This window comes from Chryseobacterium tagetis (assembly GCF_016735585.2).
In the GTDB taxonomy this organism is placed as follows: Bacteria; Bacteroidota; Bacteroidia; order Flavobacteriales; family Weeksellaceae; genus Chryseobacterium; species Chryseobacterium tagetis.
Genome location: NZ_JAERSE020000005.1, coordinates 12,368 through 33,271, shown reverse-complemented (window position 1 = coordinate 33,271; position 20,904 = coordinate 12,368). Strand labels below are relative to the sequence as shown.

The window sequence follows — 20,904 nt, the reverse complement described above, 5'->3', positions numbered from 1 at the left end:
AAATTACCTCATTCAAATTAAATATGACTACCCTACTCTACGACGGCAGTTTCGACGGACTTTTAACCGCGATATTTGAAGTTTTCGAATACCGTTATAAAGACATGGAAATTGTAAGCAGAGAAAGATTTCATCAGGAAAATATTTTTGCAGAAATCCATGAGGTGATTACTCAAAATGATAAAGCGGAAAGGGTTTTTAAGAAATTAGAACAAAACATTGGAAAGTCGGGAATCCATGAATTATTAAAAGTGTATTTATCAGAAGATCCGGAACTGGAACACCTTATTTTTTCAGCGATACAACAATCTGTGCAGCATCTGAATGAAAATATTTTACAGAATTATGCCGATCAGGATATTTTAAAAATTTCAAAAATATGTAAATCCGTAAGTCGTGAAAGACATCGAATGACCGCTTTTGTCCGTTTTGAAAAAATGCAGGATGATGTTTTCTTTGCTAAAATCGATCCTGATTTTAATGTAATTCCTTTAATTCGGAAACATTTTAAAGACCGTTATCAGGATCAGAAATGGATGATTTATGATTTGAGGAGAAATTATGGAGTCTTATACGATATGGAAACTTGTGATTTCTTTTATCCAGATGAAAAACTGAACTTAAATAAGTATGAGCAGAAGTTTCATGATGAAGAAAAGAATTACCAAACCCTTTGGCAGCGGTATTTCACAAAAACCAACATTATGGAAAGAAAAAATTTGAAACTTCATATTCAGCATGTTCCTAAACGCTATTGGAAATATCTTACTGAAAAACATTAATTTCAATTTGCTTATTGACCTATTTTGAGACAAAAACAAAAGACCTTATTTTCAAAACCTCAAATTTTAGATAAGTTTAATAATTTATATTCAAAACTCTTATAAAGTTACTACCATTATCTGAACTTGTTTTTGTAGATTTGTGTTCGAAATTTTTTACTAGATGAAAGAGAGTGCTGTAAAAAAAATTGCAGTTCTTACTTCAGGAGGAGATTCTCCGGGTATGAATGCAGCATTAAGGGCGGTAGTAAGAACCGCAAATTACTATAATATCGAATGCTACGGAGTAAGAGAGGGCTACAATGGCTTAATCCACGATGATTTCCTGAAAATGGGTCCTCGTTCCGTAAAAAATATAATCAATCAAGGCGGAACTATTCTAAAATCTGCCAGATCCACTGAATTTAGAACCAAAGAAGGTCGCCAACAGGCGTATGACAATTGCGTAAAATACGGGATTGACGGTTTGGTTTGTATTGGTGGAGACGGAACTTTTACGGGAGCGAAAATCTTTAATGAAGAATTCGGAATCCGTGTTATTGGTGTACCTGGAACGATTGATAATGATATTTTCGGAACCGATAACACGATCGGCTATGATACTGCATTAAATACTGCAATGGATGCCATCGACAAAATCCGTGATACGGCAACTTCTCACAACAGAGTTTTCTTTGTTGAGGTAATGGGGCGTGATGCCGGTTTTATCGCTTTAAACAGCGGATTGGCAACCGGAGCGCTGGATATTTTAATTCCTGAGAAAAAAGATAGCATCGACGAGCTTTTTGCCAACTTCAGAACGGCTGAAAAATCAGGAAAGTCTTCAAGTATTGTAGTCGTAGCAGAAGGCGAAAAACTGGCTAATGTTTACGAACTGGCTGAAAAAACAAAGGTATCTTTCCCTGATTATGACATTCGTGTAGCCATTCTGGGTCATATGCAAAGAGGAGGTTCTCCAAGCTGTGCCGACAGAGTTTTGGCAAGCAGACTAGGATACGGAGCCGTAACAGGATTAATGGAAGGAAAAACAAATGTAATGGCAGGAATGCGTTCTAACGATGTCGTTTATACGCCTATCGAAGAAGCCATTAAAAAGCATAACGAAATCAATCAGGATCTTTTATTGATTTCAGAAATTTTAGCAATCTAATATTTTTAATATAATTTAAAACAAACTATTATGTCAACAATCAAAGTAGGTATCAACGGGTTTGGTAGAATTGGGCGTCTTGTTTTCAGAGCAATGACTGAAAGAGACAACATCGAAGTAGTAGGAATCAATGACCTTATCGATGCTACATACATGGCTTATATGCTTAAATATGATTCTGTACACGGGATTTTCCCAGGTGAGGTTTCTGTAGAAGGAAACGACCTTGTTGTAAACGGAAAAAGAATCAGAGTAACAGCTGAAAGAGATCCTAACAACTTGAAATGGAACGAAATCGGAGCTGATTATATCGTTGAATCTACAGGTTTATTCTTAGATAAAGAAAATGCTGCAAAGCACATCAACGCTGGTGCTAAGAAAGTAATTCTTTCTGCTCCTTCTAAAGATGATACTCCAATGTTCGTAATGGGTGTAAACCACACTGAACTTACTGACGATATCAAAATCTTATCAAACGCTTCTTGTACAACAAACTGTTTAGCTCCTTTGGCTAAAGTAATTCACGATAACTTCGGAATCGTAGAAGGTTTGATGACCACTGTACACGCTACTACTGCAACTCAAAAAACTGTTGACGGTCCTTCAATGAAAGACTGGAGAGGTGGTAGAGCTGCTCTAAACAATATTATTCCTTCTTCTACAGGTGCTGCTAAAGCGGTAGGAAAAGTAATCCCTTCATTAAACGGAAAATTAACAGGTATGTCTTTCAGAGTACCAACTGTTGACGTTTCTGTAGTAGATTTAACGGTAAGAATTGAAAAAGCTGCTTCTTACGAAGAAATCTGTGCCGTAGTAAAAGCTGCTTCTGAAGGTGAATTGAAAGGTATTCTTGGATACACTGAAGATGCTGTAGTTTCTCAGGATTTCGTAGGAGATAAGAGAACTTCAATCTTCGATAAGGATGCTGGTATTATGCTTTCTCCTAACTTCGTAAAACTTGTTTCTTGGTATGACAACGAAATGGGGTATTCTAACAAGTTAGTTGATATGTTGGTACACGCTGCTTCTTTGTAATAAATAAGCATCAAGTAATATAAAAGCAACCTCCTAATAGGAGGTTGTTTTTTGTTTAAATTATTTTGAGCGATCAGTTAATGGTGTAAAAATACTTCCTAATTTATCTAATTTAATTGCTTTTGAAAGCGTAACTCCAAAAAACGGACGAGGATTAATTGCTGTATTCATAATTTCTGCCTGCAAAGTTATCCCTGTTTTTGCCTCTGTTAACCAGACTCTTCCTAAAAAAAATACATCATGCATTCTTTTAACTTCTGTAGTATTTCCTTCCACTAAATAATTACTCGGATAAAAATAGGATGAGTACCCAACAGATGCATGTGCTCTAAAGCTGACATCTGCTGTTTGATAAGCAAGAAAAAAACCTGCCCCTCCAACATTAAAAACATATTCATTCTGTATTTTTCTTGAAACATTATCCATCATGACAGTTCCGGGCACAAACCCATCAACAAGGGATACTTCTGAATTTTTCTGATCTTTAAAATCTCTTGTAATTGTTGACTTTCTCCAAATAAATTCTAAAGATGGCGAGTAATACAAACTCAAGTGTTTATTTGATGATTTTATAAGTCTAAATAATGGACTGATATATGCGCCTATATTATCTGAAACTCTTGAGGTCACCATTTTATATTGTGCTCTATATTCATTGTGCTGAGTTCCTGAAACGGGTTCAATCTTATATACTCTACTCACATTGCCTGTAGAATCAATATCACTCATAGTTCTATTTCCGTATAAACTAAAATAAAAACCTACTTTATTCCTTCTCTCGACAGGAGGTATAAAAATATTTGTGGCAAAAAACAGATTTTTGGCTTTTGTCTTACTTTCTACAATATCAAAATTTGTTCCCACGTAAGCCAGAATATTATACTCATGAAAAAGATTAACATGATCTTTTCCATCACCCACAATAACGATTATTTTTTTCTTTAAACCAATATTTCTTTTATCTATGTCATCAGTATTCTTGGATGTTTTTAAACTTAAAACGATTTTTCTTTCTCTATCCCAAAGAGTATCTTTTTTTAATTTAATAGTAATGACTTTACTCTTTTTTAAATCAGAAAAATTAAAAGTATTATCTTCAAACTCATAATCTGAAACAGGCAAAGAACTTTTCTCTTTATCAACTTCAATATAAAATTTATAGTCTTCCCATGTTTGTGGATTCACAATATCAACTTTAAGAGGAATTGAAATATATCCGTCTTTTGATGCTTTTTCTACTTTTATCGTATCTGACTCGAAACTTAAACTAAAAATGCTATTTGCATTAACATCTACTTTCCCATCTATCTGCTTTTGTCCGAAAACTATTCCTGACCAACCCAGCAGAAATAGCAATAATAAATTTGTTTTCATGGTAATCAATTTTTAATACAAATTTTAAAAATCCATGAGCACGAAAAAATTACCCGTTTGTGTGATTTTAATAAAATAAAAAGTGCCACTATCTTTTCGCTAAACTGACAAATCTCACAAATTATTTAAATGGAAAATCTGTATTTTTATAGGAATGGAAAACCGAATTTTACAACCACGATTTAAGGATTCATCTCACTTCAAAGATTTTTGGACAAAAGGCAACGGAAAGCAGCTCATTGAATTTTCCGGAGCAGAAGTCAATTTTAATGAGTTTGAAAAATTCGCGCCTTATTTTTATCATGTTGATGAAATTGGAGATCAGGTTGTAAAAGATGTCTACCTCACAAAAAAATTCCATGAAGCTTCTAAAGAAATTGAACATTACATCCGAAATGGGGTTTCTGAAAATGATGATGTTCCAGAAAGTGTAAAAGAACTTTTCCTGCAAACACAAAGAATTCCTGACTGGCTTGATTATGATTTAATTAAATCTGGTGCAGAACTCTGCATGAGAAGCAATCTCGACGCTCTGATTTCTTTGAGAGATTATTGTCTGATTGGTGGTTACGATTATGCTTACCTCAACAAACCCCTGATCGCAACTGAAGCCCTGAAAAAAGGCGCCGTAAAACGTCTTTCCGAAACGTTGGACTTTTGGGTAAATGCCACAAGATATGATGCATTGGAAGTTCATAAAAAAGGATATGAATTTGCCATAAAAACAAGATTAATTCATTCTTACGCCAGAGTTTCTTTAAAAAAGTATTACAAAAAATGGGATACGGAAAACTGGGGCGAACCTATCAATTCCTGGGATATGATGGCCACTTATATTGGTTTCAGTCTCGTTTTTTTACACAGTCTTCATAAATTAGGAAATACTTTCTCCGAGAAAGAAGAAAAAGGACTTTTTCATCTTTGGAAATATGTTGGGTATTTACTGGGAATCCCTGAAGATCTTCTTCCTAATGATAAAAAGCAGGCTACAGAATATTTTTACTTATGGACTTCTGTTCAACCTCCGGCTGATAAAGATTCTGTACTTCTAGCCCATTCTCTTCTGGACGAATCGTTGGAGAATCCTATTCTGAAATATCAGTTTCAAAGAAAAAATTTACGCTATCTTCATATTTGCTGCACGTGGTTTTTATTGGATGATGAAGTTTGCAAGAGACTACAAATTCCGGATGTTTCTAACAAGAAAGCTTTCCCAAGAACAAAATGGCTGATCAATAAAATCTATGACAAAACAGTAAGTCGACAAGCCAGAATCAACAAAGGAAATAAGGATCAAATGAAGGTATTGAGCGATTATTTAAAGATCACTCACAATTCAAATTTTCATTAAAGCTATTAAAAGTAACATTAACACATTCTTTTAATTTTGAACAAGTTAAGTATGAATACATTATATTTTTATAGTTTAAAAAATGATTTACCTTCATAAATAATATTAGCTTTTCAACTATAATTTATGTATTTTTGAGAAATTATAATTATACAGATGAGCAACGCAGACGATAAAAAGAAAGCACTTGCATTAGTGCTTGAAAAACTAGATAAAACATACGGAAAAGGAACTGTAATGACCTTAGGAGACAGTTCTGTAGATAATACGATTGAGGTGATTCCATCAGGATCTTTAGGATTAGACATCGCTCTAGGAGTGGGTGGTTATCCACGAGGAAGAATCATTGAAATCTACGGTCCGGAATCTTCAGGTAAAACCACTTTAACACTTCACGCGATTGCAGAAGCTCAAAAAGCAGGAGGAATTGCCGCTTTCATTGATGCTGAACATGCATTCGACAGAACCTATGCTGCAAAGCTAGGAATCGATTTAGAAAACTTGATTATTTCTCAGCCAGATAATGGAGAACAGGCATTAGAAATTGCTGATAACCTTATCCGTTCCGGAGCGATCGATATTGTAGTAATCGACTCTGTAGCTGCTCTTACTCCAAAAGCAGAAATTGAAGGGGAAATGGGAGATTCTAAAATGGGTCTTCATGCAAGATTGATGTCTCAGGCGTTAAGAAAATTAACCGCTACGATTTCAAGAACAAAATGTACGGTAATATTCATCAACCAGTTGAGAGAAAAAATCGGAGTAATGTTCGGAAATCCTGAAACAACTACAGGTGGTAACGCTTTGAAATTTTACGCTTCTGTAAGAATTGATATCAGAAAAGCATCTGCTCCTATTAAAAACGGAGATGAAGCTATCGGAAGCCGTGTAAAAGTGAAAATTGTAAAAAACAAAGTAGCTCCACCTTTCAAACAAGCTGAATTCGACATCATGTACGGTGAAGGAGTTTCTAAAACCGGAGAAATTCTGGATCAGGCTGTAGAGCAAGGAATTGTAAAGAAAAGCGGTTCTTGGTTCAGCTACGAAGAAACAAAATTAGGACAAGGTCGTGATGCCGTAAAAGATGTATTGAAAGATAATCCTGAACTTTCTGAAGAACTGGAAAATAAAATTAAAGAAGAGATTGCTAATAAAAAATAGTAATTTGTTTGGATAAAAAAGCTCGGCGGGACCAAAGGTCCCGCCGAGCTTTTTTATCATTTTTTATTTTCGGCGGCTCTGCCGCCGAAAATAAAAATTCCATTAAGGTTTATCCTCCGTTAATTCAAATCCCCAATCTTTCCCTTTTTGGGTTGCAGGAACACCTTTTGTCATCCAAACCGGAGCTTTAGCCCCTTTCAAATAATAATCAAAAAACTGCTGTTCGCGGATTTGAATATCCTTTCTGTTCTGACGCTTTATCAAATTATGATCGTCTCCGTTATAATTCAGAAGCCATACCGGTTTTCCAAGACGTCTCAATGCCGTAAACATTTCAATTCCCTGATACCAAGGCACAGCTCCATCTTTATCATTACTCATAATCACCACCGGAGTTTTTACCTGATCTATGGTAAACAATGGTGAATTCTTAATGTACAGTTCCGGTGCTTCCCATAGATTTTTCCCTAACCTACTCTGCGATTTTTCATATTGGAATTGACGGTTCATTCCTGAAGACCATCGGATTCCGCCATATGCAGAAGTCATATTTACGACAGGAGCACCACTCCACGCTGCTGCATACATATCCGTATGAGCAATTAAATATGCCACCTGATAACCTCCCCAGCTTTGCCCCTGAATTCCTATTTTAGTTCCATCAACCCATGAATTCTGCTTCAATTTTTCTACTCCTGAATTGATATACTCCATTGCTGATTCTCCGGGAAGACCATCGACATATGAAATATCCGGTGTAAAAACCAAATATCCATTGCTGACGAAATAAGAAATATTCAGTCTTGAAGGGGTTGGAGCAGGCGCCACATAACGATTCAGGTTGTCTGAAAGTTTTTCATAGAAATACACAATCATTGGGTATTTTTTATTCGCATCGAAATTTTCTGGTTTATACAATACTCCTGTAGATGAATTCCCTTTTGAAGTTGTCCAGCTTACCAGTTCACTTGTTCCCCAATTATAACTGCTTTGTTGCGGATTGGTGCTACTTAGCTTTTGTTGTTCAGAGAAATTGGATGTGGCGAAAATATTCGGTGAGTCTGTATACGATTCTTTTACCAAGATATACTCATCTGCATTTTTTGCTTTCTGAAGACTCCTGTATCCCCAGACATTTTCCATTTGAATTTTCACCGGATCAGAATTCGACTGGATAGCCGTTTTAAAAATTCCGTTTGCTTTGGATGTATTGTCAAATGCTGATAAATAAATAGAAGTTTTACGGTTCAAACTTTTAATATCTTTATCTAAATCATACGTATCAAATGTTATTTTATTTTTGCGTCCAAAGCCATTCGTCATATTTCTTGGCTTTTTAAAACTGTTCAGGAAAAATTCCCAAAGATCATAACGGTCTTTAATAATCACCGACTCATCATTATCCGTCCAGGATGCGATACCATACGCATTCGGGAAATCTGGCATATCAAATTCCTCATCCACAAAAGAAACTGGCAATCCGCTATTCAATGGAAGTGTTTGTTTCGTTTTAACATTATAGCTTAACCAAGCTCCTTTTTCTCTGTCAAAAATAACTACAAATTTCCCGAGCGGAGAAACTGCAACCGAACCATCCAGATTTCGAATAATTTCCGTTCTGCTTCCTGTTTTATTATCAATAAGGAAATACGTTTTCTTTGTTGAACCTTCCCATTGAGAAGAAATACGGTTATTTAAACTTGTCATACCGATGACAAAATCGGCATTCCCATCATTTACCAATCGTAACGTATCCAAATCTTCCCCATCAATATTTCTAAAGAAATCAGGTTTTTCTGTTTGCATGACTGCAGCATAAGATTTTTTCAAATCATTTTTAAGTTCCTTCAGCTGTACGGTTTGCAGATAATCATCTTTATAGTTCCAGATATCCACTACAGCATGATCATTCGCAATCATGGCAGTATCTTTGGCAACAGGTTTCGGAGCGACACCAAAATACAATTGCTTTCCATTCTTACTGAAAATCGGGAAACGGTTTTCAGAAATTACCCAATTCTTTCTCATTTGGGCATTTTCATTGGTTACGATTTCTTTTTTATTCGTTTTAACATTAAAATAATATAACTGATACAATTTCACCAGATCATTCTGCGCAGAAGAAGTTCCCACGAATGCTAACTGATTTCCTTCTTCGTCAAATGACAATTGTGAAAAATCGCCTTCCATTTCAGAAATTTTAGTTACCGATCCTTTTTGAAAATCAACAACTTGCACAGTCTCAAGCGCGTATTTCTTCGGCTTCGATTTGTCATTATCCTTTTTCTCTGCAACTTTTTCATCTCCGGAATCCTTCTCCTCTTTCTTATCCTTACTTTTCTTCTCTTCCGGTTTCTTGGTTACAAAAACCAGCTGTTTACCGTTTTTACTGAATTCATAGCGGATTACATTATCATACGTTGTACTTTTCCCATCCAGAAGATTTCGAACGACCAACTGCAAAGGTTTTGCATTCTTATCATCATCTTTCTTATCATCACCATCTTCTTTATCCGAAGTACCGTTCGATTTATCTTTCATATTTTCCAACAGATAAGCAACATACGAACCTCCTTTTTCAGGAATTTTAAATCCTTTTACATTCGGAATTTTTTCTGTTGTACCACTGGAAAGATTAACTATTGCAAGACTGTCTTTTGTCAATTTATCCTGTTTCAGTTTTTTATCTTTTACCGCTTTTATATCTTTATATAATGGGCGGATCTGAAAAACCGCGAACCTAGAATCATTTGTAAAATCAGATTTGGTGGCTCTTGCAAACTGTTTTGAAATTTTATTTTTAGCGGAATATAGAAAAAGAGTAGAATTTCCTTCCTGCGCATCCACAGAATAGGAAATCCATTTTCCGTCATTGGAAATTTTTCTTGCTCCGATACTTTGCCAGTTATCATAGACTGAATGATCTAAAGGCTTTTTCTGTCCACACACGAAATAACTCATGAGGAACAGAATAAAAACTGTACTTCTCAACTTCATTTTTAAATACTTTTAAAGTTTAAAAGTAAGATATTTCTTTGATAAAACCTTTTGCAACCCATCACTTCATTACATGAGTGTCAAAATGTCACTTTTCATCAAACGGTATTTTTTTTGAGAAAGATTTGGAAGAAAAAATTAAAACTAAAATATTATGACGAAAGGAAATATCAATGTATCCGTGGAAAATATTTTCCCGTTGATCAAAAAATTCTTATACAGTGATCACGAAATCTTTTTAAGAGAATTGATTTCCAATGCAACAGATGCGACTTTAAAGTTAAAGCATTTAACGAGCATCGGGGAAGCAAAAGTTGAGTACGGAAATCCGAAGCTGGAAGTTAAAATCGATAAAGAAAATAAAACACTTCGCATCATCGATCAGGGAATCGGGATGACGGGTGAAGAAGTTGAAAAATACATCAATCAAGTTGCTTTTTCAGGAGCTGAAGAGTTTTTGGAAAAATACAAAGACACTGCGAAAGATTCAGGAATTATCGGACATTTCGGACTTGGATTTTACTCTGCATTCATGGTTGCTGAGAAAGTTGAGATCTTAACAAAATCTTACAAAGATGAACCTGCAGTTCGTTGGATCTGTGACGGAAGTCCGGAATTTACTTTAGAAGAAACGACTGATAAAACCGACAGAGGAACTGAAATTATTCTTCATATAGCAGAAGATTCAATAGAATTTTTAGAAGAAGGAAAAATCCGTGAACTGTTGTTGAAATATAACAAGTTTATGCCTGTTCCGATTAAATTTGGAACTAAAACCCATACTTTACCTTTACCGGAAGATGCTCCTGAAGATGCGGTTGCAGAAACTGAAGAAGTTGACAATATCATCAACAATCCAACTCCGGCTTGGACGATCGCTCCAAGTGAATTGACGAATGAAGATTATATGAAATTCTACCACGAATTGTATCCAATGCAGTTTGAGGAGCCTTTATTTAATATTCATTTGAATGTTGATTATCCGTTCAATTTAACCGGAGTTTTATTCTTTCCGAAACTGAGCAATAATTTAAATATTGAAAAAGATAAAATCCAGTTATATCAAAATCAGGTATTTGTAACGGATGAAGTAAAAGGGATCGTTCCGGATTTCTTAATGCTTCTTCGCGGAGTCATTGATTCTCCGGATATTCCGTTGAACGTTTCCCGTTCGTATTTACAGGCAGATGGTGCAGTGAAGAAAATCTCTTCTTATATTACGAAAAAAGTTGCCGACAAAATGTCTTCTTTAATCAACGAAAACCGTGAAGATTATGAGAAAAAATGGAATGACATTAAAATCGTAATCGAATATGGTATTGTAACGGAAGAAAAGTTTGCTGAGAAAGCAGATAAGTTCACATTATATCCGACAACTGATGGGAAATATTTCTTGTGGAATGAACTGGAAGAAAAAATTAAATTGACCCAAACTGATAAGGATGGAAATTTAGTGGTTCTTTATGCTTCCAACGCCGATGAACAACACAGTTATATTCAGTCTGCAAAAGATAAAGGATATGAAGTTCTCCTATTAGATTCTCATATTATTCCTCACGTTATCCAAAAGCTGGAAACTTCAAAAGAGAAAATCTCTTTTGTAAGAGTAGATTCAGATCATATCAATAATCTGATTAAAAAAGATGAGCCGATCATTTCTAAATTAAATGAAACGGAAAAAGAATCGTTGAAGAAAAATGTTGAAGAGGCAATCAGCGATGCAAAATTCACAGTTCAGTTGGAAGATTTAGACAGCAATGATGCTCCGTTTACCATTACCCAGCCAGAATTCATGAGAAGAATGAAAGATATGCAGACAACCGGTGGTGGCGGAATGTTCGGAATGGGAGGATTCCCTGAAATGTACAATCTGGTAGTAAATTCCAACAGCGAATTTGCCAATCAGGTATTGCAGACAGAAAATACGGAAGAAAAAGAAGGTTTGATTAAGTATGCTTTAGACTTGGCAAAACTTTCTCAGAATCTATTGAAAGGAAAAGATCTGACTGATTTCATCCAAAAAAGTTATCAGCATCTAAACAAATAAATTGACTATTTTATATTGAGAAATCGGGACTGCGAAAGTGGTTCCGATTTTTTATTTCCACTTAATTTTAATCTTAATCTTAAAAAAATACGTTTTAGTCGTTAAAAATAACGGTTCGGTCATCTATTTTTTCAAAAGATATATATGCACAATATCTTTGCTTCATCATTAAAAACAATTACTATGAAAACTAAAGCAATTATCACATTTTTCTTTGTACTGGCTCTTCAATTTTACAACGCTCAGCTTGACGATAAATTTTATCAGCCTAAAAAAGAATTAAAGCCAATTGAAAATTTAAAATACGAAGAAATCAGTTTACCCGTAACTCAGGATACGATCACAGCAATTTTCCTTAAGCCTAAAGCCGCAAAACCAAAAGCTACGATTCTGTTTTTTCATGGAGCAGGAGGAAATGTAACTACCTATACTTTCATGACTAAGCCTTTAGTTGACAACGGATTTCAAGTAGTAATGGTCGATTTCAGAGGATACGGAAAATCAACAGGAAAACCAACCCATCAAAATGTTTCTGAAGACGGACAAAAGTTTTTCGATGTTATTACTCAAAGAAATGACGTGAAAAACACAAAAATATTGTTATACGGAGCTTCTTTGGGTTCTCAGATTGCAACACACTTAGCAAGAACCAATAAAGATAAAATCTCAGGATTAATCATCGATGGAGGAATGTCTTCATTTGCAGATATCGCAGCTGTTTTCGCTCCTGATTACAAAGCTATGCTTCAACAAATGCTGGCTTCTGTATATTCTGCCAAAGAAGATATTCAGTATATAAAAGGACTTCCTTCTCTTTTTATCTACAGTAAAAATGATAAGACCGTTCCTTATGCTCAAGGTCAGGAAATTTACGCTAACGCATCTGAACCGAAACACTTCTTAGAATTTACAGCCGATCACTTAGAAGCCATAAAAGAGAAACCTGCCGAAGTTGTGAAAAGTATTGAATCTTTATTGAAATAAGAGATTTTATATTAAGGAAATTTATTGGTTTCGGCGCGGCTTTGCCGCGCCGAAACCTTTTATTTTATATTACATTACTAAATTGTCTCAAGAATTATTGATGCTAAAAATTATCCCAAAATAAGATCGTTTTCTTGACTCAAACTACTGTTACAAATATTACCATATAATCTTATAATATCTTGTGTAATCATAAATAATGTATAATAATCCGCATTATTATGGAGCTCATTTTTGACGAAACTGTAATTTCGTTCTCTATAAGTAATTGAGGAAATAGCGTCAGAAGTGTGAATACCATTATTGTGAAAGGTATTACGAATATTTGATAAAATTGAAATAGCTTTCCATTCATCATTTTTATCGAAATGAAATAAATCAAAAACCTCTTCTCTAACAGCATAAAATTGCTTATTAGAATTCGTATCAGGTTTAAAATATCCCAATATTACTCTTAAAAATCTCTCTAATATACTTGAAAGTTGAAAAATCAACGCATTTTTTGCTTGAGTTTGATAAGTCTCTAATATTGAATAATGATCTTCAATAGTTTCTGTCTTTAAAATTTTATCAAAGTCATTTTTATTTTGTAATATTCTGATGAAATAGTGAGAATTTAAATTATGATAAATCAAAATTCGATCAATCTGGTTGATAAACATATTTCTTATATCTCCATCTTTATAATTTGGATTTTCCGTCCACTTTTTTATATAAAAACGCAAGTGCTCAAAACTATTTAAAACTTGTTGATTTTCAATCATTTTTACATTGTCTCTTTTTTATATTTTCGAAATTTATAATTCTTCTAGAGGATTCCAAAACAGTTTCTTAAAGTTCTTGATCCTAAAATTTTCTACCTCAATTCCTTCCGCTTCCAGTTTCACCTGAAATTCAGGAACTGACAAGGTTCCAGAACTCGAAATCACGCGATGCGCAGGAACATCTTTCGGACAACCTCCCATCGCTTTTCCTACGTGACGTGAATGATTGGGATAACCAACCGCCTTTGCAATAGCTCCATAGCTTGTTACTCTTCCTTTGGGAACTAATTTTGTAATTTCCCAAACCTGTTGTTTAAATATCTCGTCCATAAAAATAGCTGATAGAATAAAGGTAAACATAATTTCAAGACCAAAAAATTTGTTTTCAAATATTGTGAATTTTCTGTATTGCAATCGGTTTCTTACCATAGATCAAGATGTAAAATTTTTATAATCCGTACATTTAGATATAACTAATTCTAAAAAAATTATGGCAAATTTAAAAGGAAAAGTAATCATTGTAACAGGAGCAGCAATGGGACTTGGTCTGGCTGCAGCAGATGTATTAGCTTCTAAAGGAGCCGATTTGACATTGGTAGATTATAATGCTGAAGCTTTAGATAAAACGAAGGCAGATCTACAGTCAAAATATCCGGAAAGTAAATTCTTAACAGTAACTGCAGACGTTTCTGTGGAAGAAAATGTGAAAAATTATGTTGATGAAACTGTTAAGACATTTGGAAAGGTAGATGGATTATATAACAATGCCGGAATTGAAGGAAAACAAGCTCCTTTAATCGATTATGATATCAATATTTTCAAAAAAGTAATCGATATTAATCTTTTAGGCGTCTATTACGGAATGAAATATGTGATTCCTGAATTACAGAAAAACGGAGGCGGAAGAATCGTAAACGTAGCTTCTGTCGGCGGAATCAGAGGGGTTTCAAATCAAACTGCTTATGTTGCAACAAAACACGCCGTAGCCGGAATGACAAAAAATGCCGCTTTGGAATATGGTAAAGATAATATTTTAACCAATGCTATTGCTCCCGGAGCGATTCTGACTCCAATGGTGGCGGAAGCTTTCAAGCAGGTTAATCCAAATGATCCGAAAACTGCTGAAAAAGAATACGCATCGCGAAATCCTACCAGAAGACTGGGAGATCCGATGGATGTAGGGCATTTGGTTGCCTATTTATTAAGTGATGAAAACGGATATGTTTCCGGACAGGTAATTGCTATTGACGGAGGAGAATCGAATATGTATGGAAATCCATAAATAAGATAATGCAATAAATACATTTAATATGTTAGTGAGAAAATTGCCTGTCGAAATGATAGGCAGTTTTTATTTTAAACAAAACCGCATACTTTTTGAATGCTATTAACAACCACTAAAATATTTTATCATGAAAAAATCATTTTTCAAATTTTTGAACAGAATCAATAAAGTGGTTCTTCCAAAACTGAGTAATAAGGATCCCAATACACTGACAAAGATTCAGAAGGGAATTCTGGCGTATCGTTATTTTATACTGGTTAATTCTTTAGATTAAAATGCAAAATCTTATCTGATTTTAGCAATTAATTTTCTGCAGAATTCATAGAGCGGTTTCTCAATCAGCAAATAAATAATAATGGAACAAATCCATAGCAAAACAAAATTACGGTCAGGTAAATAGATGTATTCCTTTAACTTTAGATTGAAATAACTGATATGGATAAGATAGAAAACAAAAGAAGCGTTTCCTAAAAGAATCAAAAATTTTGTAGAGAGCACTTTGGATACGATTGTTTTTTCTGACATCAATCCCCAGAAAAAAACAGCAATAGCAACGGGTAAAAACAATTCGTGAATTAACCTTCCCTCCCATCGTTCTACTCCATGTACGAAATTATTTCTGGCAAAAAGTGCAATCGAAATTGTAAAAATAATAATTCCAATTCCTCCGTATAAAGTCGGATTTTTTAAGCGTTTCAAAATTTCTACTCCCCTTTCTTTTTTCATCAGATAAGCTAATAACATTCCGGAAAAGAACTCTAAACTTCTTGCGAAAAAAGTATTGCCCATCATAAACTTTAACGGATATAAAAAGCCTTCAGGATTGCCATTGTACCCATGTAAACCATATCCTATTGCACAACTCAGGAGAAAAAGCCCTATTAAAAATGAAATACAGTATTTCCAGCTTTTTTTCAGCAATAAAAATAAAAAGGGCGATAATAAGTAAAAAAAGAATTCAACCTGAAGCGACCACGCCTGTACAATTCCTGAAACCGAATATTTTTCAAACAAAGAATACAAAAGTGAATACTGCAGGAAATAAGTATCTACATTTCGAGAATATGCAGTATCAAAAAAGAAAAAACTCAGCAAAATCCAATACAGTGGAAAAATTCTCGCGATACGGAGCAGAATATATTTTAAATAAGATTTTTTGGATTCTAAAGGTGAATCTTCATAGCGATACGCCAACAAAAAACCGCTCAAAACAAAGAAAACCGTCACTCCGATATGCCATTCACTAATGAAGCGCATAATTGGAAAAGGTAGATCATTGCGCCAATATTTACGGTTATGATACACAAATACCATAATCGCTGCAATGGCTCGCATTCCAGTGAGAGCTTCGAATGTATTTTTCTTTAGATTATCCAAAATACTTAAAAAAATAAAAGGCTTATTTGATAAGCCTTTTATCTATAATTTATTATTATTTCTGTTAAGAATTAATTCTCTAAAATATAAGAGAACATCAATGGTGCACAAATGGTAGCATCACTCTCTACGATAAATTTCGGTGTTGTGATATCTAATTTACCCCAAGTAATTTTCTCATTTGGAACTGCTCCTGAATATGATCCATAAGAAGTGGTAGAATCTGAAATCTGGCAGAAATAAGACCAGAACGGAATATCATGCATTTCCATATCCTGATACAGCATCGGTACTACACAAATTGGGAAATCTCCTGCGATACCTCCACCAATCTGGAAGAATCCAACTCCTTTTCCACCTGAATTCTTAGTGTACCAATCTGCTAAATACGTCATATATTCGATCCCTGATTTCATTGTCGTAGCCTTCAATTCACCTTTGATACAATAAGAAGCAAAAATATTACCCATTGTAGAATCTTCCCATCCCGGAACTACGATTGGTAAATTTTTCTCAGCCGCAGCAATCATCCAAGAATTTTCTCTAGGAATTTCATAATACTGCTCCAATACTCCTGAAAGAATCATTTTATACATGAATTCATGCGGGAAATATCTTTCACCTTTTGCTTCAGCATCTTTCCAGATCTCAACGATATGTTTCTGCAATCTTCTGAAAGCCTCTTCTTCAGGAATACAAGTATCTGTAACTCTGTTCAGCCCTCTTTCCAAAAGATCCCACTCATCCTGAGCTGTCAAATCTCTGTAATGAGGAACTCTTTCATAATGAGAATGCGCTACAAGATTCATAAGATCTTCCTCAAGGTTTGCTCCTGTACAAGAGATAAAATCTACTTTATCCTGGCGGATCATTTCAGCAAGAATTTTCCCCAACTCAGCAGTAGACATTGCCCCTGCCAAAGTAATCATCATTTTCCCGCCCTCTTTAAGGTGTGCAACATATCCTTTAGAAGCATCCACCAATGCAGCTGCATTAAAGTGAAGGTAATATTTTTCTATGAATTCAGTAATCGGTTTGCTCATTTTTTTAATTTTTGCAAAGATAAGAATTTTGGGTTGTAAGATGGAAGCCGGAAGTTATAAGAATTCTTAAAACTTAAACCTTCTGCTTTCCTTTTTATCCGAAAGTTTCTTTTTGGTATCTAATCTTTTCTGTTTCTTCGCTTTAGACGGTTTTGTGGCTATCCGTTTTTTAGGAATCCATAAAGATTGATCGACAATTTCCAAGATCTTCTCAATCGCTTTATTTTTATTCATCAGCTGCATCCTGCTTTCAGAAACGGTTAAGAATAAAAAACCATCTGCATTGATTCTGTTCTTCAGTTTATTTTGAATTAAATCTTTCTGCTCATCAGTAAAAAATTCTGAGGCAGCAACTTTCCAAAGAACTGTAACAGAGGTCTCGACTTTATTCACATTCTGACCTCCTGCTCCACTGCTTCGGGAGGTTTTGAAACTAAGTTCTTTTGAAAAATCTTTCATTCTAATTTAAAATTGATGGTTAGATATAACCGTTACAATCCATTTTTTAATTCAATTCTACTTACTTTTCCGTTAGCCGTTCTCGGAATTTTTTCAAGGAAAAGAATTTCTTTAGGCCTATGAAAATTTTTCTCAAACGGAATATTTGAAATTTTGTCTATCAAAACTTCTGATTCTTCTCCTTCAACAACCAAAATCAATTTTTGTCCTAAACTTTCATCATCAATTCCTAAAAAAACTACCTCATTTGGAATTTCTTTTTTGACTAAAGCTTCCAACTGTTCAGGAAAAATCTTTGCCCCTCCGGAATTGATAACATGATCTATTCTCCCTAAAAACCTGAACATATTTCCATCTTTAATTTCAACTAAATCATTAGTTTTCAATACCTCAGCATTGACTTTGGGAGCAAAAATTTTCAAGCATCCTCTTTCATCTTTCGAAATCTCAACATTTTCAAAAACGGTAAAGAAATCTTCTGAATTTGGAGCCACCTGCTTCAGCCCGATATGAGAAAGCGTTTCTGACATTCCATACGTTTCAAATATCTTAGTTGTGGAATTTGAAAGTTTAAGCATTTGAATAATTTTCTTTTTTAAACTTTCTGAAACTGCCGCTCCTCCAATGATTAAATTTTTAATTAAATGTAACTGATCCAAAGAATTTTCTACCTGAAGCGGCGTCATGGCGCAAAAATCAATTTTCTCATTCAAATGTTCAACCGGTTTTGTAGAAGGATCGACGATCATTAATTTAAATTTTCTAATGATAGACCGAACAAGCATCATTTTTCCTGAAATATATTCAACAGGTAAACAGATTAAAGCAGTATCTCCTTCCTGTAATCCTAAAAAATTACAGGTCATTTCTGCGGAATTAATCATTTTCTTTTTCTCAATATCAAAGATCTTCGGGATGCCTGTAGAACCCGAAGTCTGCACTTTTACCGTCTCGGAATCTGAAAACCATTCTTCTAAAAATTTTTTAATTTTAATTTCAAATTCGGTTTCAAAAGATAATTGATTAATATTGAGATTATTGAAGTCTATCAGCATAATAAGCGGGCATAAAAAGTACAGTAAATTTAAAAAAAAGTTTAAAAAGTTCTTGCATCTAATGAAAAAAGCTGTAAATTTGCATCACCAAAAACAACATAGACCTATAGTGTAACGGTAGCACTCCGGTTTTTGGTACCGTCAGTCGGGGTTCGAATCCCTGTGGGTCTACATTCAAGGAGAAATGATCAAAATGATTGTTTCTCTTTTTTTTGTTATGTACTAACTCATTATTAATCTGAAAGATATGATATGCTATGGAGTTGATTCGGGTGGTTCGATAATGTTTTCCGTCAAATTCCAATTTTTCAGGAAATATCGAACCAATTATTGCCCGTTTTGTTTCAATTCCTCCTGCTAAGTAGTGTTTTCCGATATTTTGAAGTGTTTCCAAAGCTTGTTCGAACAGTTTATCTATATTGCTGATTTGAGGAACTAAATTTTTATTTAAGTCTTCTTCCAACTTGGAAATTTGCTCTTTGCATTCTCTTTTAATCACCAAATATTCATCATCGTCAATTATCTCTGAAAGAAATTTGTTTCGGGCAAAGGATAGCCTGTTATTTAATGTATCAATCTCGTCTGATATTTTCTTTTTCTCTCTCAGCGGATCATCAATGAAATCCTTATAATTATCCGTTAAAATCTTTTTAAGATATTTTTTGATAGGGTCATGCATTTCCAATGTCATTAATCCTTCTTCAAAAACTTTGTTGACCAATTCTGCTCTTTCCCTAAATCCACAGGTTGAATTGCAATGGTAATAGTAGTATCTATTATTTCTACCTTTTGAAGCACTGGCGGTAAGGGTCTTAGCACAGTTGGGACAGGTCAGAAACCCACGAAGAGGAAAGTTTTCCTGAACACGTATTTTTGTATTGGGTCTTTGAGGTCGTTTTTTACCATCCAAGATTTCCTGTACGCGATCAAAAAGTTCTTCATTGATTAAAGCTTCATGCTGACCTTCAACAAAACAAGCTTCTTCGTCTTTATGTTTTGGAACAAAGACTTTACCACAGTAAATAGGATTACGAATAGCCAAGTGAAAAGATGTTCTGCTAATCCCTTTTCTTAAGGACTCATTAATTTTAATTCTAACGGAATTGCTCGCATAGATCCCTTTTGCTAATTCATTAAATGCCCATTTCATTTTTGTTGCTTCAGGTTCTTTTACTGCTATATATTTTTTACCATTTTCTGTCATCTTGTTCGCATAACCAAATGGAGCTTTCCCCATAACACGACCTTCTTTCACGGCTCTTCTCATTCCATAAAAAACATTGAGTGCTCTTCTGTCATTTTCAACCTCCGGTGCTGCAAGATATATTGCGAGCATCATTTTATTTTCCGGGATCGAAAGATCAAGAGGTTGCTCAACCGCTTGTAGATCTACTCCTATTTTTGAAAGAATGCTTATCATCTGATAGGCATCACCAGCATTTCTGCTGAATCTATCCCATTTTGTAAACAAAATTACATTGGTCTTTGAACTCTTTTTTTTAAGCTCAGCCAATAATTTTGTCCACTCGGGACGATTAAAAGATTTAGCGGAATGATCTTCATAAATAACATTTCCAATGATATAATTATTCTGGAAGCAGAAACGTCTGAGACGTTCTTCCTGATCTCTTTGGGAGTATCCTTTGTCTGCTTGTTCGTCTGTAGATACACGAATATATAAGTCTGCTGTTTTCATAATGTAATAGATTAATTTTGTAATGCAATGCTAAAATATGCTCAACCCAGCCAAAGAAGAAATTGTATGTATATATTTATGTATGTGATTTTCGATGTAAGAATATCAATCAGTCTTGATTAGGAGTGAAATTTTTTTTGATCACCATCCATGTAAGATTGTACAAAAATTCCATTATCAATTCAGCTTCTTCTTGGGTCACTTCCATACCTTCAGATCGGAAATATTCCATTACTTCTTCGATTGGTATTTTTTTGATTTCTTTCGGTTGAGACATATAGGCAGAATTTCTCTAAATATAATTCAGAGAAATCCCAGTTAATCGGTTGTAAGTACCTTACTGC

18 protein-coding genes, 1 tRNA gene and 1 pseudogene are annotated in these 20,904 nt (G+C 34.5%); 10 read left to right on the top strand and 10 right to left on the bottom strand.

Annotated elements, in window-relative coordinates:
• Window positions 1-23: 23 nt before the first annotated feature.
• From JI747_RS16965 to gap, 3 genes are all read left to right on the top strand, one after another.
• Window positions 24-782, top strand: coding sequence for a TIGR03915 family putative DNA repair protein (locus tag JI747_RS16965; protein ID WP_225690063.1), 759 nt, complete (start codon window positions 24-26; stop codon window positions 780-782).
• A 163-nt stretch (window positions 783-945) separates the two neighbouring features.
• Complete coding sequence (gene pfkA, locus JI747_RS16960; protein WP_225690062.1) at window positions 946-1,932, top strand: 6-phosphofructokinase; 987 nt, start codon at window positions 946-948, stop codon at window positions 1,930-1,932.
• 30 nt (window positions 1,933-1,962) lie between these two features.
• Window positions 1,963-2,967, top strand: a complete 1,005-nt coding sequence (gene gap, locus JI747_RS16955) for a type I glyceraldehyde-3-phosphate dehydrogenase (protein WP_047441813.1) — start codon at window positions 1,963-1,965, stop codon at window positions 2,965-2,967.
• Between the two features lie 60 nt (window positions 2,968-3,027).
• On the opposite strand, the gene JI747_RS16950 is transcribed toward gap, so the two are convergent.
• Complete coding sequence (locus JI747_RS16950; RefSeq protein WP_225690061.1) at window positions 3,028-4,341, bottom strand: hypothetical protein; 1,314 nt, start codon at window positions 4,339-4,341, stop codon at window positions 3,028-3,030.
• Between the two features lie 154 nt (window positions 4,342-4,495).
• On the opposite strand from JI747_RS16950, the gene JI747_RS16945 reads away from it, so the two are divergent.
• Together JI747_RS16945 and recA are read left to right on the top strand one after the other, a co-directional pair.
• The gene (locus JI747_RS16945; protein ID WP_225690060.1) at window positions 4,496-5,692 is read left to right on the top strand and encodes an oxygenase MpaB family protein; all 1,197 of its coding nucleotides are present in this window, start codon (window positions 4,496-4,498) and stop codon (window positions 5,690-5,692) included.
• Window positions 5,693-5,848: 156 nt separating this feature from the next.
• Window positions 5,849-6,853 carry a recombinase RecA gene (recA, locus tag JI747_RS16940; protein WP_039367885.1) on the top strand — a complete coding sequence of 335 codons (1,005 nt, stop codon included), beginning with the start codon at window positions 5,849-5,851 and terminating at the stop codon, window positions 6,851-6,853.
• 102 nt (window positions 6,854-6,955) lie between these two features.
• Here the strand turns inward: recA and JI747_RS16935 are convergent, their stop codons facing one another.
• The gene (locus JI747_RS16935) at window positions 6,956-9,850 is read right to left on the bottom strand and encodes an alpha/beta hydrolase family protein (RefSeq protein ID WP_225690059.1); all 2,895 of its coding nucleotides are present in this window, start codon (window positions 9,848-9,850) and stop codon (window positions 6,956-6,958) included.
• 154 nt (window positions 9,851-10,004) lie between these two features.
• Between JI747_RS16935 and htpG the strand changes: the two genes are divergently transcribed.
• Both htpG and JI747_RS16925 read left to right on the top strand, forming a co-directional pair.
• Window positions 10,005-11,897, top strand: a complete 1,893-nt coding sequence (htpG, locus tag JI747_RS16930) for a molecular chaperone HtpG (RefSeq protein ID WP_225690058.1) — start codon at window positions 10,005-10,007, stop codon at window positions 11,895-11,897.
• Between the two features lie 183 nt (window positions 11,898-12,080).
• Complete coding sequence (locus JI747_RS16925; RefSeq protein WP_225690057.1) at window positions 12,081-12,881, top strand: alpha/beta hydrolase; 801 nt, start codon at window positions 12,081-12,083, stop codon at window positions 12,879-12,881.
• Between the two features lie 110 nt (window positions 12,882-12,991).
• Here the strand turns inward: JI747_RS16925 and JI747_RS16920 are convergent, their stop codons facing one another.
• Both JI747_RS16920 and JI747_RS16915 read right to left on the bottom strand, forming a co-directional pair.
• A complete protein-coding gene (locus JI747_RS16920) occupies window positions 12,992-13,645 on the bottom strand; it encodes a hypothetical protein (RefSeq protein ID WP_225690056.1) in 654 nt (217 codons plus the stop codon).
• Between the two features lie 33 nt (window positions 13,646-13,678).
• Window positions 13,679-13,975 carry an MGMT family protein gene (locus JI747_RS16915; protein ID WP_072410761.1) on the bottom strand — a complete coding sequence of 99 codons (297 nt, stop codon included), beginning with the start codon at window positions 13,973-13,975 and terminating at the stop codon, window positions 13,679-13,681.
• Window positions 13,976-14,135: 160 nt separating this feature from the next.
• Here JI747_RS16915 and JI747_RS16910 point away from each other — a divergent pair, with 160 nt between their 5' ends.
• Together JI747_RS16910 and JI747_RS16905 are read left to right on the top strand one after the other, a co-directional pair.
• Window positions 14,136-14,927: a glucose 1-dehydrogenase gene (locus tag JI747_RS16910; RefSeq protein ID WP_225690055.1), complete on the top strand. Its 792-nt coding sequence runs from the start codon at window positions 14,136-14,138 to the stop codon at window positions 14,925-14,927.
• A gap of 130 nt (window positions 14,928-15,057) precedes the next feature.
• Window positions 15,058-15,204, top strand: coding sequence for a hypothetical protein (locus JI747_RS16905; protein WP_225690054.1), 147 nt, complete (start codon window positions 15,058-15,060; stop codon window positions 15,202-15,204).
• An 11-nt stretch (window positions 15,205-15,215) separates the two neighbouring features.
• Here the strand turns inward: JI747_RS16905 and JI747_RS16900 are convergent, their stop codons facing one another.
• The 4 genes from JI747_RS16900 to JI747_RS16885 all read right to left on the bottom strand — a co-directional run bounded on the left by JI747_RS16900 (window position 15,216) and on the right by JI747_RS16885 (window position 18,864).
• A complete protein-coding gene (locus JI747_RS16900) occupies window positions 15,216-16,265 on the bottom strand; it encodes an acyltransferase family protein (RefSeq protein ID WP_225690053.1) in 1,050 nt (349 codons plus the stop codon).
• Window positions 16,266-16,378: 113 nt separating this feature from the next.
• On the bottom strand, window positions 16,379-17,350 hold the full coding sequence (locus JI747_RS16895; RefSeq protein ID WP_225690052.1) for a deoxyhypusine synthase family protein: 972 nt from the start codon (window positions 17,348-17,350) through the stop codon (window positions 16,379-16,381).
• A gap of 66 nt (window positions 17,351-17,416) precedes the next feature.
• The gene (gene arfB, locus JI747_RS16890) at window positions 17,417-17,809 is read right to left on the bottom strand and encodes an alternative ribosome rescue aminoacyl-tRNA hydrolase ArfB (protein ID WP_225690051.1); all 393 of its coding nucleotides are present in this window, start codon (window positions 17,807-17,809) and stop codon (window positions 17,417-17,419) included.
• A gap of 32 nt (window positions 17,810-17,841) precedes the next feature.
• Window positions 17,842-18,864, bottom strand: coding sequence for an AMP-binding protein (locus JI747_RS16885; RefSeq protein ID WP_225690050.1), 1,023 nt, complete (start codon window positions 18,862-18,864; stop codon window positions 17,842-17,844).
• Window positions 18,865-18,964: 100 nt separating this feature from the next.
• Here JI747_RS16885 and JI747_RS16880 point away from each other — a divergent pair.
• Window positions 18,965-19,035: transfer RNA gene (locus JI747_RS16880), tRNA-Gln, on the top strand.
• Window positions 19,036-19,777: 742 nt separating this feature from the next.
• On the opposite strand, the pseudogene JI747_RS16875 reads toward JI747_RS16880, so the two are convergent.
• Window positions 19,778-20,560 (bottom strand): annotated as a pseudogene (locus JI747_RS16875) (recombinase family protein); the annotation flags it as partial.
• Between the two features lie 109 nt (window positions 20,561-20,669).
• Window positions 20,670-20,837 (bottom strand): hypothetical protein, encoded by a 168-nt coding sequence (locus tag JI747_RS16870; protein ID WP_225690049.1) that lies wholly within the window; start codon window positions 20,835-20,837, stop codon window positions 20,670-20,672.
• Window positions 20,838-20,904: the final 67 nt, after the last annotated feature.

Coding starts and splice junctions, on each gene's coding strand:
- JI747_RS16965 (WP_225690063.1), top strand. CDS start 24: ATGACTACCCTACTCTACGACGGCAGTTTCGACGGACTTTTAACCGCG.
- pfkA (WP_225690062.1), top strand. CDS start 946: ATGAAAGAGAGTGCTGTAAAAAAAATTGCAGTTCTTACTTCAGGAGGA.
- gap (WP_047441813.1), top strand. CDS start 1,963: ATGTCAACAATCAAAGTAGGTATCAACGGGTTTGGTAGAATTGGGCGT.
- JI747_RS16950 (WP_225690061.1), bottom strand. CDS start 4,341: ATGAAAACAAATTTATTATTGCTATTTCTGCTGGGTTGGTCAGGAATA.
- JI747_RS16945 (WP_225690060.1), top strand. CDS start 4,496: ATGGAAAACCGAATTTTACAACCACGATTTAAGGATTCATCTCACTTC.
- recA (WP_039367885.1), top strand. CDS start 5,849: ATGAGCAACGCAGACGATAAAAAGAAAGCACTTGCATTAGTGCTTGAA.
- JI747_RS16935 (WP_225690059.1), bottom strand. CDS start 9,850: ATGAAGTTGAGAAGTACAGTTTTTATTCTGTTCCTCATGAGTTATTTC.
- htpG (WP_225690058.1), top strand. CDS start 10,005: ATGACGAAAGGAAATATCAATGTATCCGTGGAAAATATTTTCCCGTTG.
- JI747_RS16925 (WP_225690057.1), top strand. CDS start 12,081: ATGAAAACTAAAGCAATTATCACATTTTTCTTTGTACTGGCTCTTCAA.
- JI747_RS16920 (WP_225690056.1), bottom strand. CDS start 13,645: ATGATTGAAAATCAACAAGTTTTAAATAGTTTTGAGCACTTGCGTTTT.
- JI747_RS16915 (WP_072410761.1), bottom strand. CDS start 13,975: ATGGACGAGATATTTAAACAACAGGTTTGGGAAATTACAAAATTAGTT.
- JI747_RS16910 (WP_225690055.1), top strand. CDS start 14,136: ATGGCAAATTTAAAAGGAAAAGTAATCATTGTAACAGGAGCAGCAATG.
- JI747_RS16905 (WP_225690054.1), top strand. CDS start 15,058: ATGAAAAAATCATTTTTCAAATTTTTGAACAGAATCAATAAAGTGGTT.
- JI747_RS16900 (WP_225690053.1), bottom strand. CDS start 16,265: ATGCGAGCCATTGCAGCGATTATGGTATTTGTGTATCATAACCGTAAA.
- JI747_RS16895 (WP_225690052.1), bottom strand. CDS start 17,350: ATGAGCAAACCGATTACTGAATTCATAGAAAAATATTACCTTCACTTT.
- arfB (WP_225690051.1), bottom strand. CDS start 17,809: ATGAAAGATTTTTCAAAAGAACTTAGTTTCAAAACCTCCCGAAGCAGT.
- JI747_RS16885 (WP_225690050.1), bottom strand. CDS start 18,864: ATGCTGATAGACTTCAATAATCTCAATATTAATCAATTATCTTTTGAA.
- JI747_RS16870 (WP_225690049.1), bottom strand. CDS start 20,837: ATGTCTCAACCGAAAGAAATCAAAAAAATACCAATCGAAGAAGTAATG.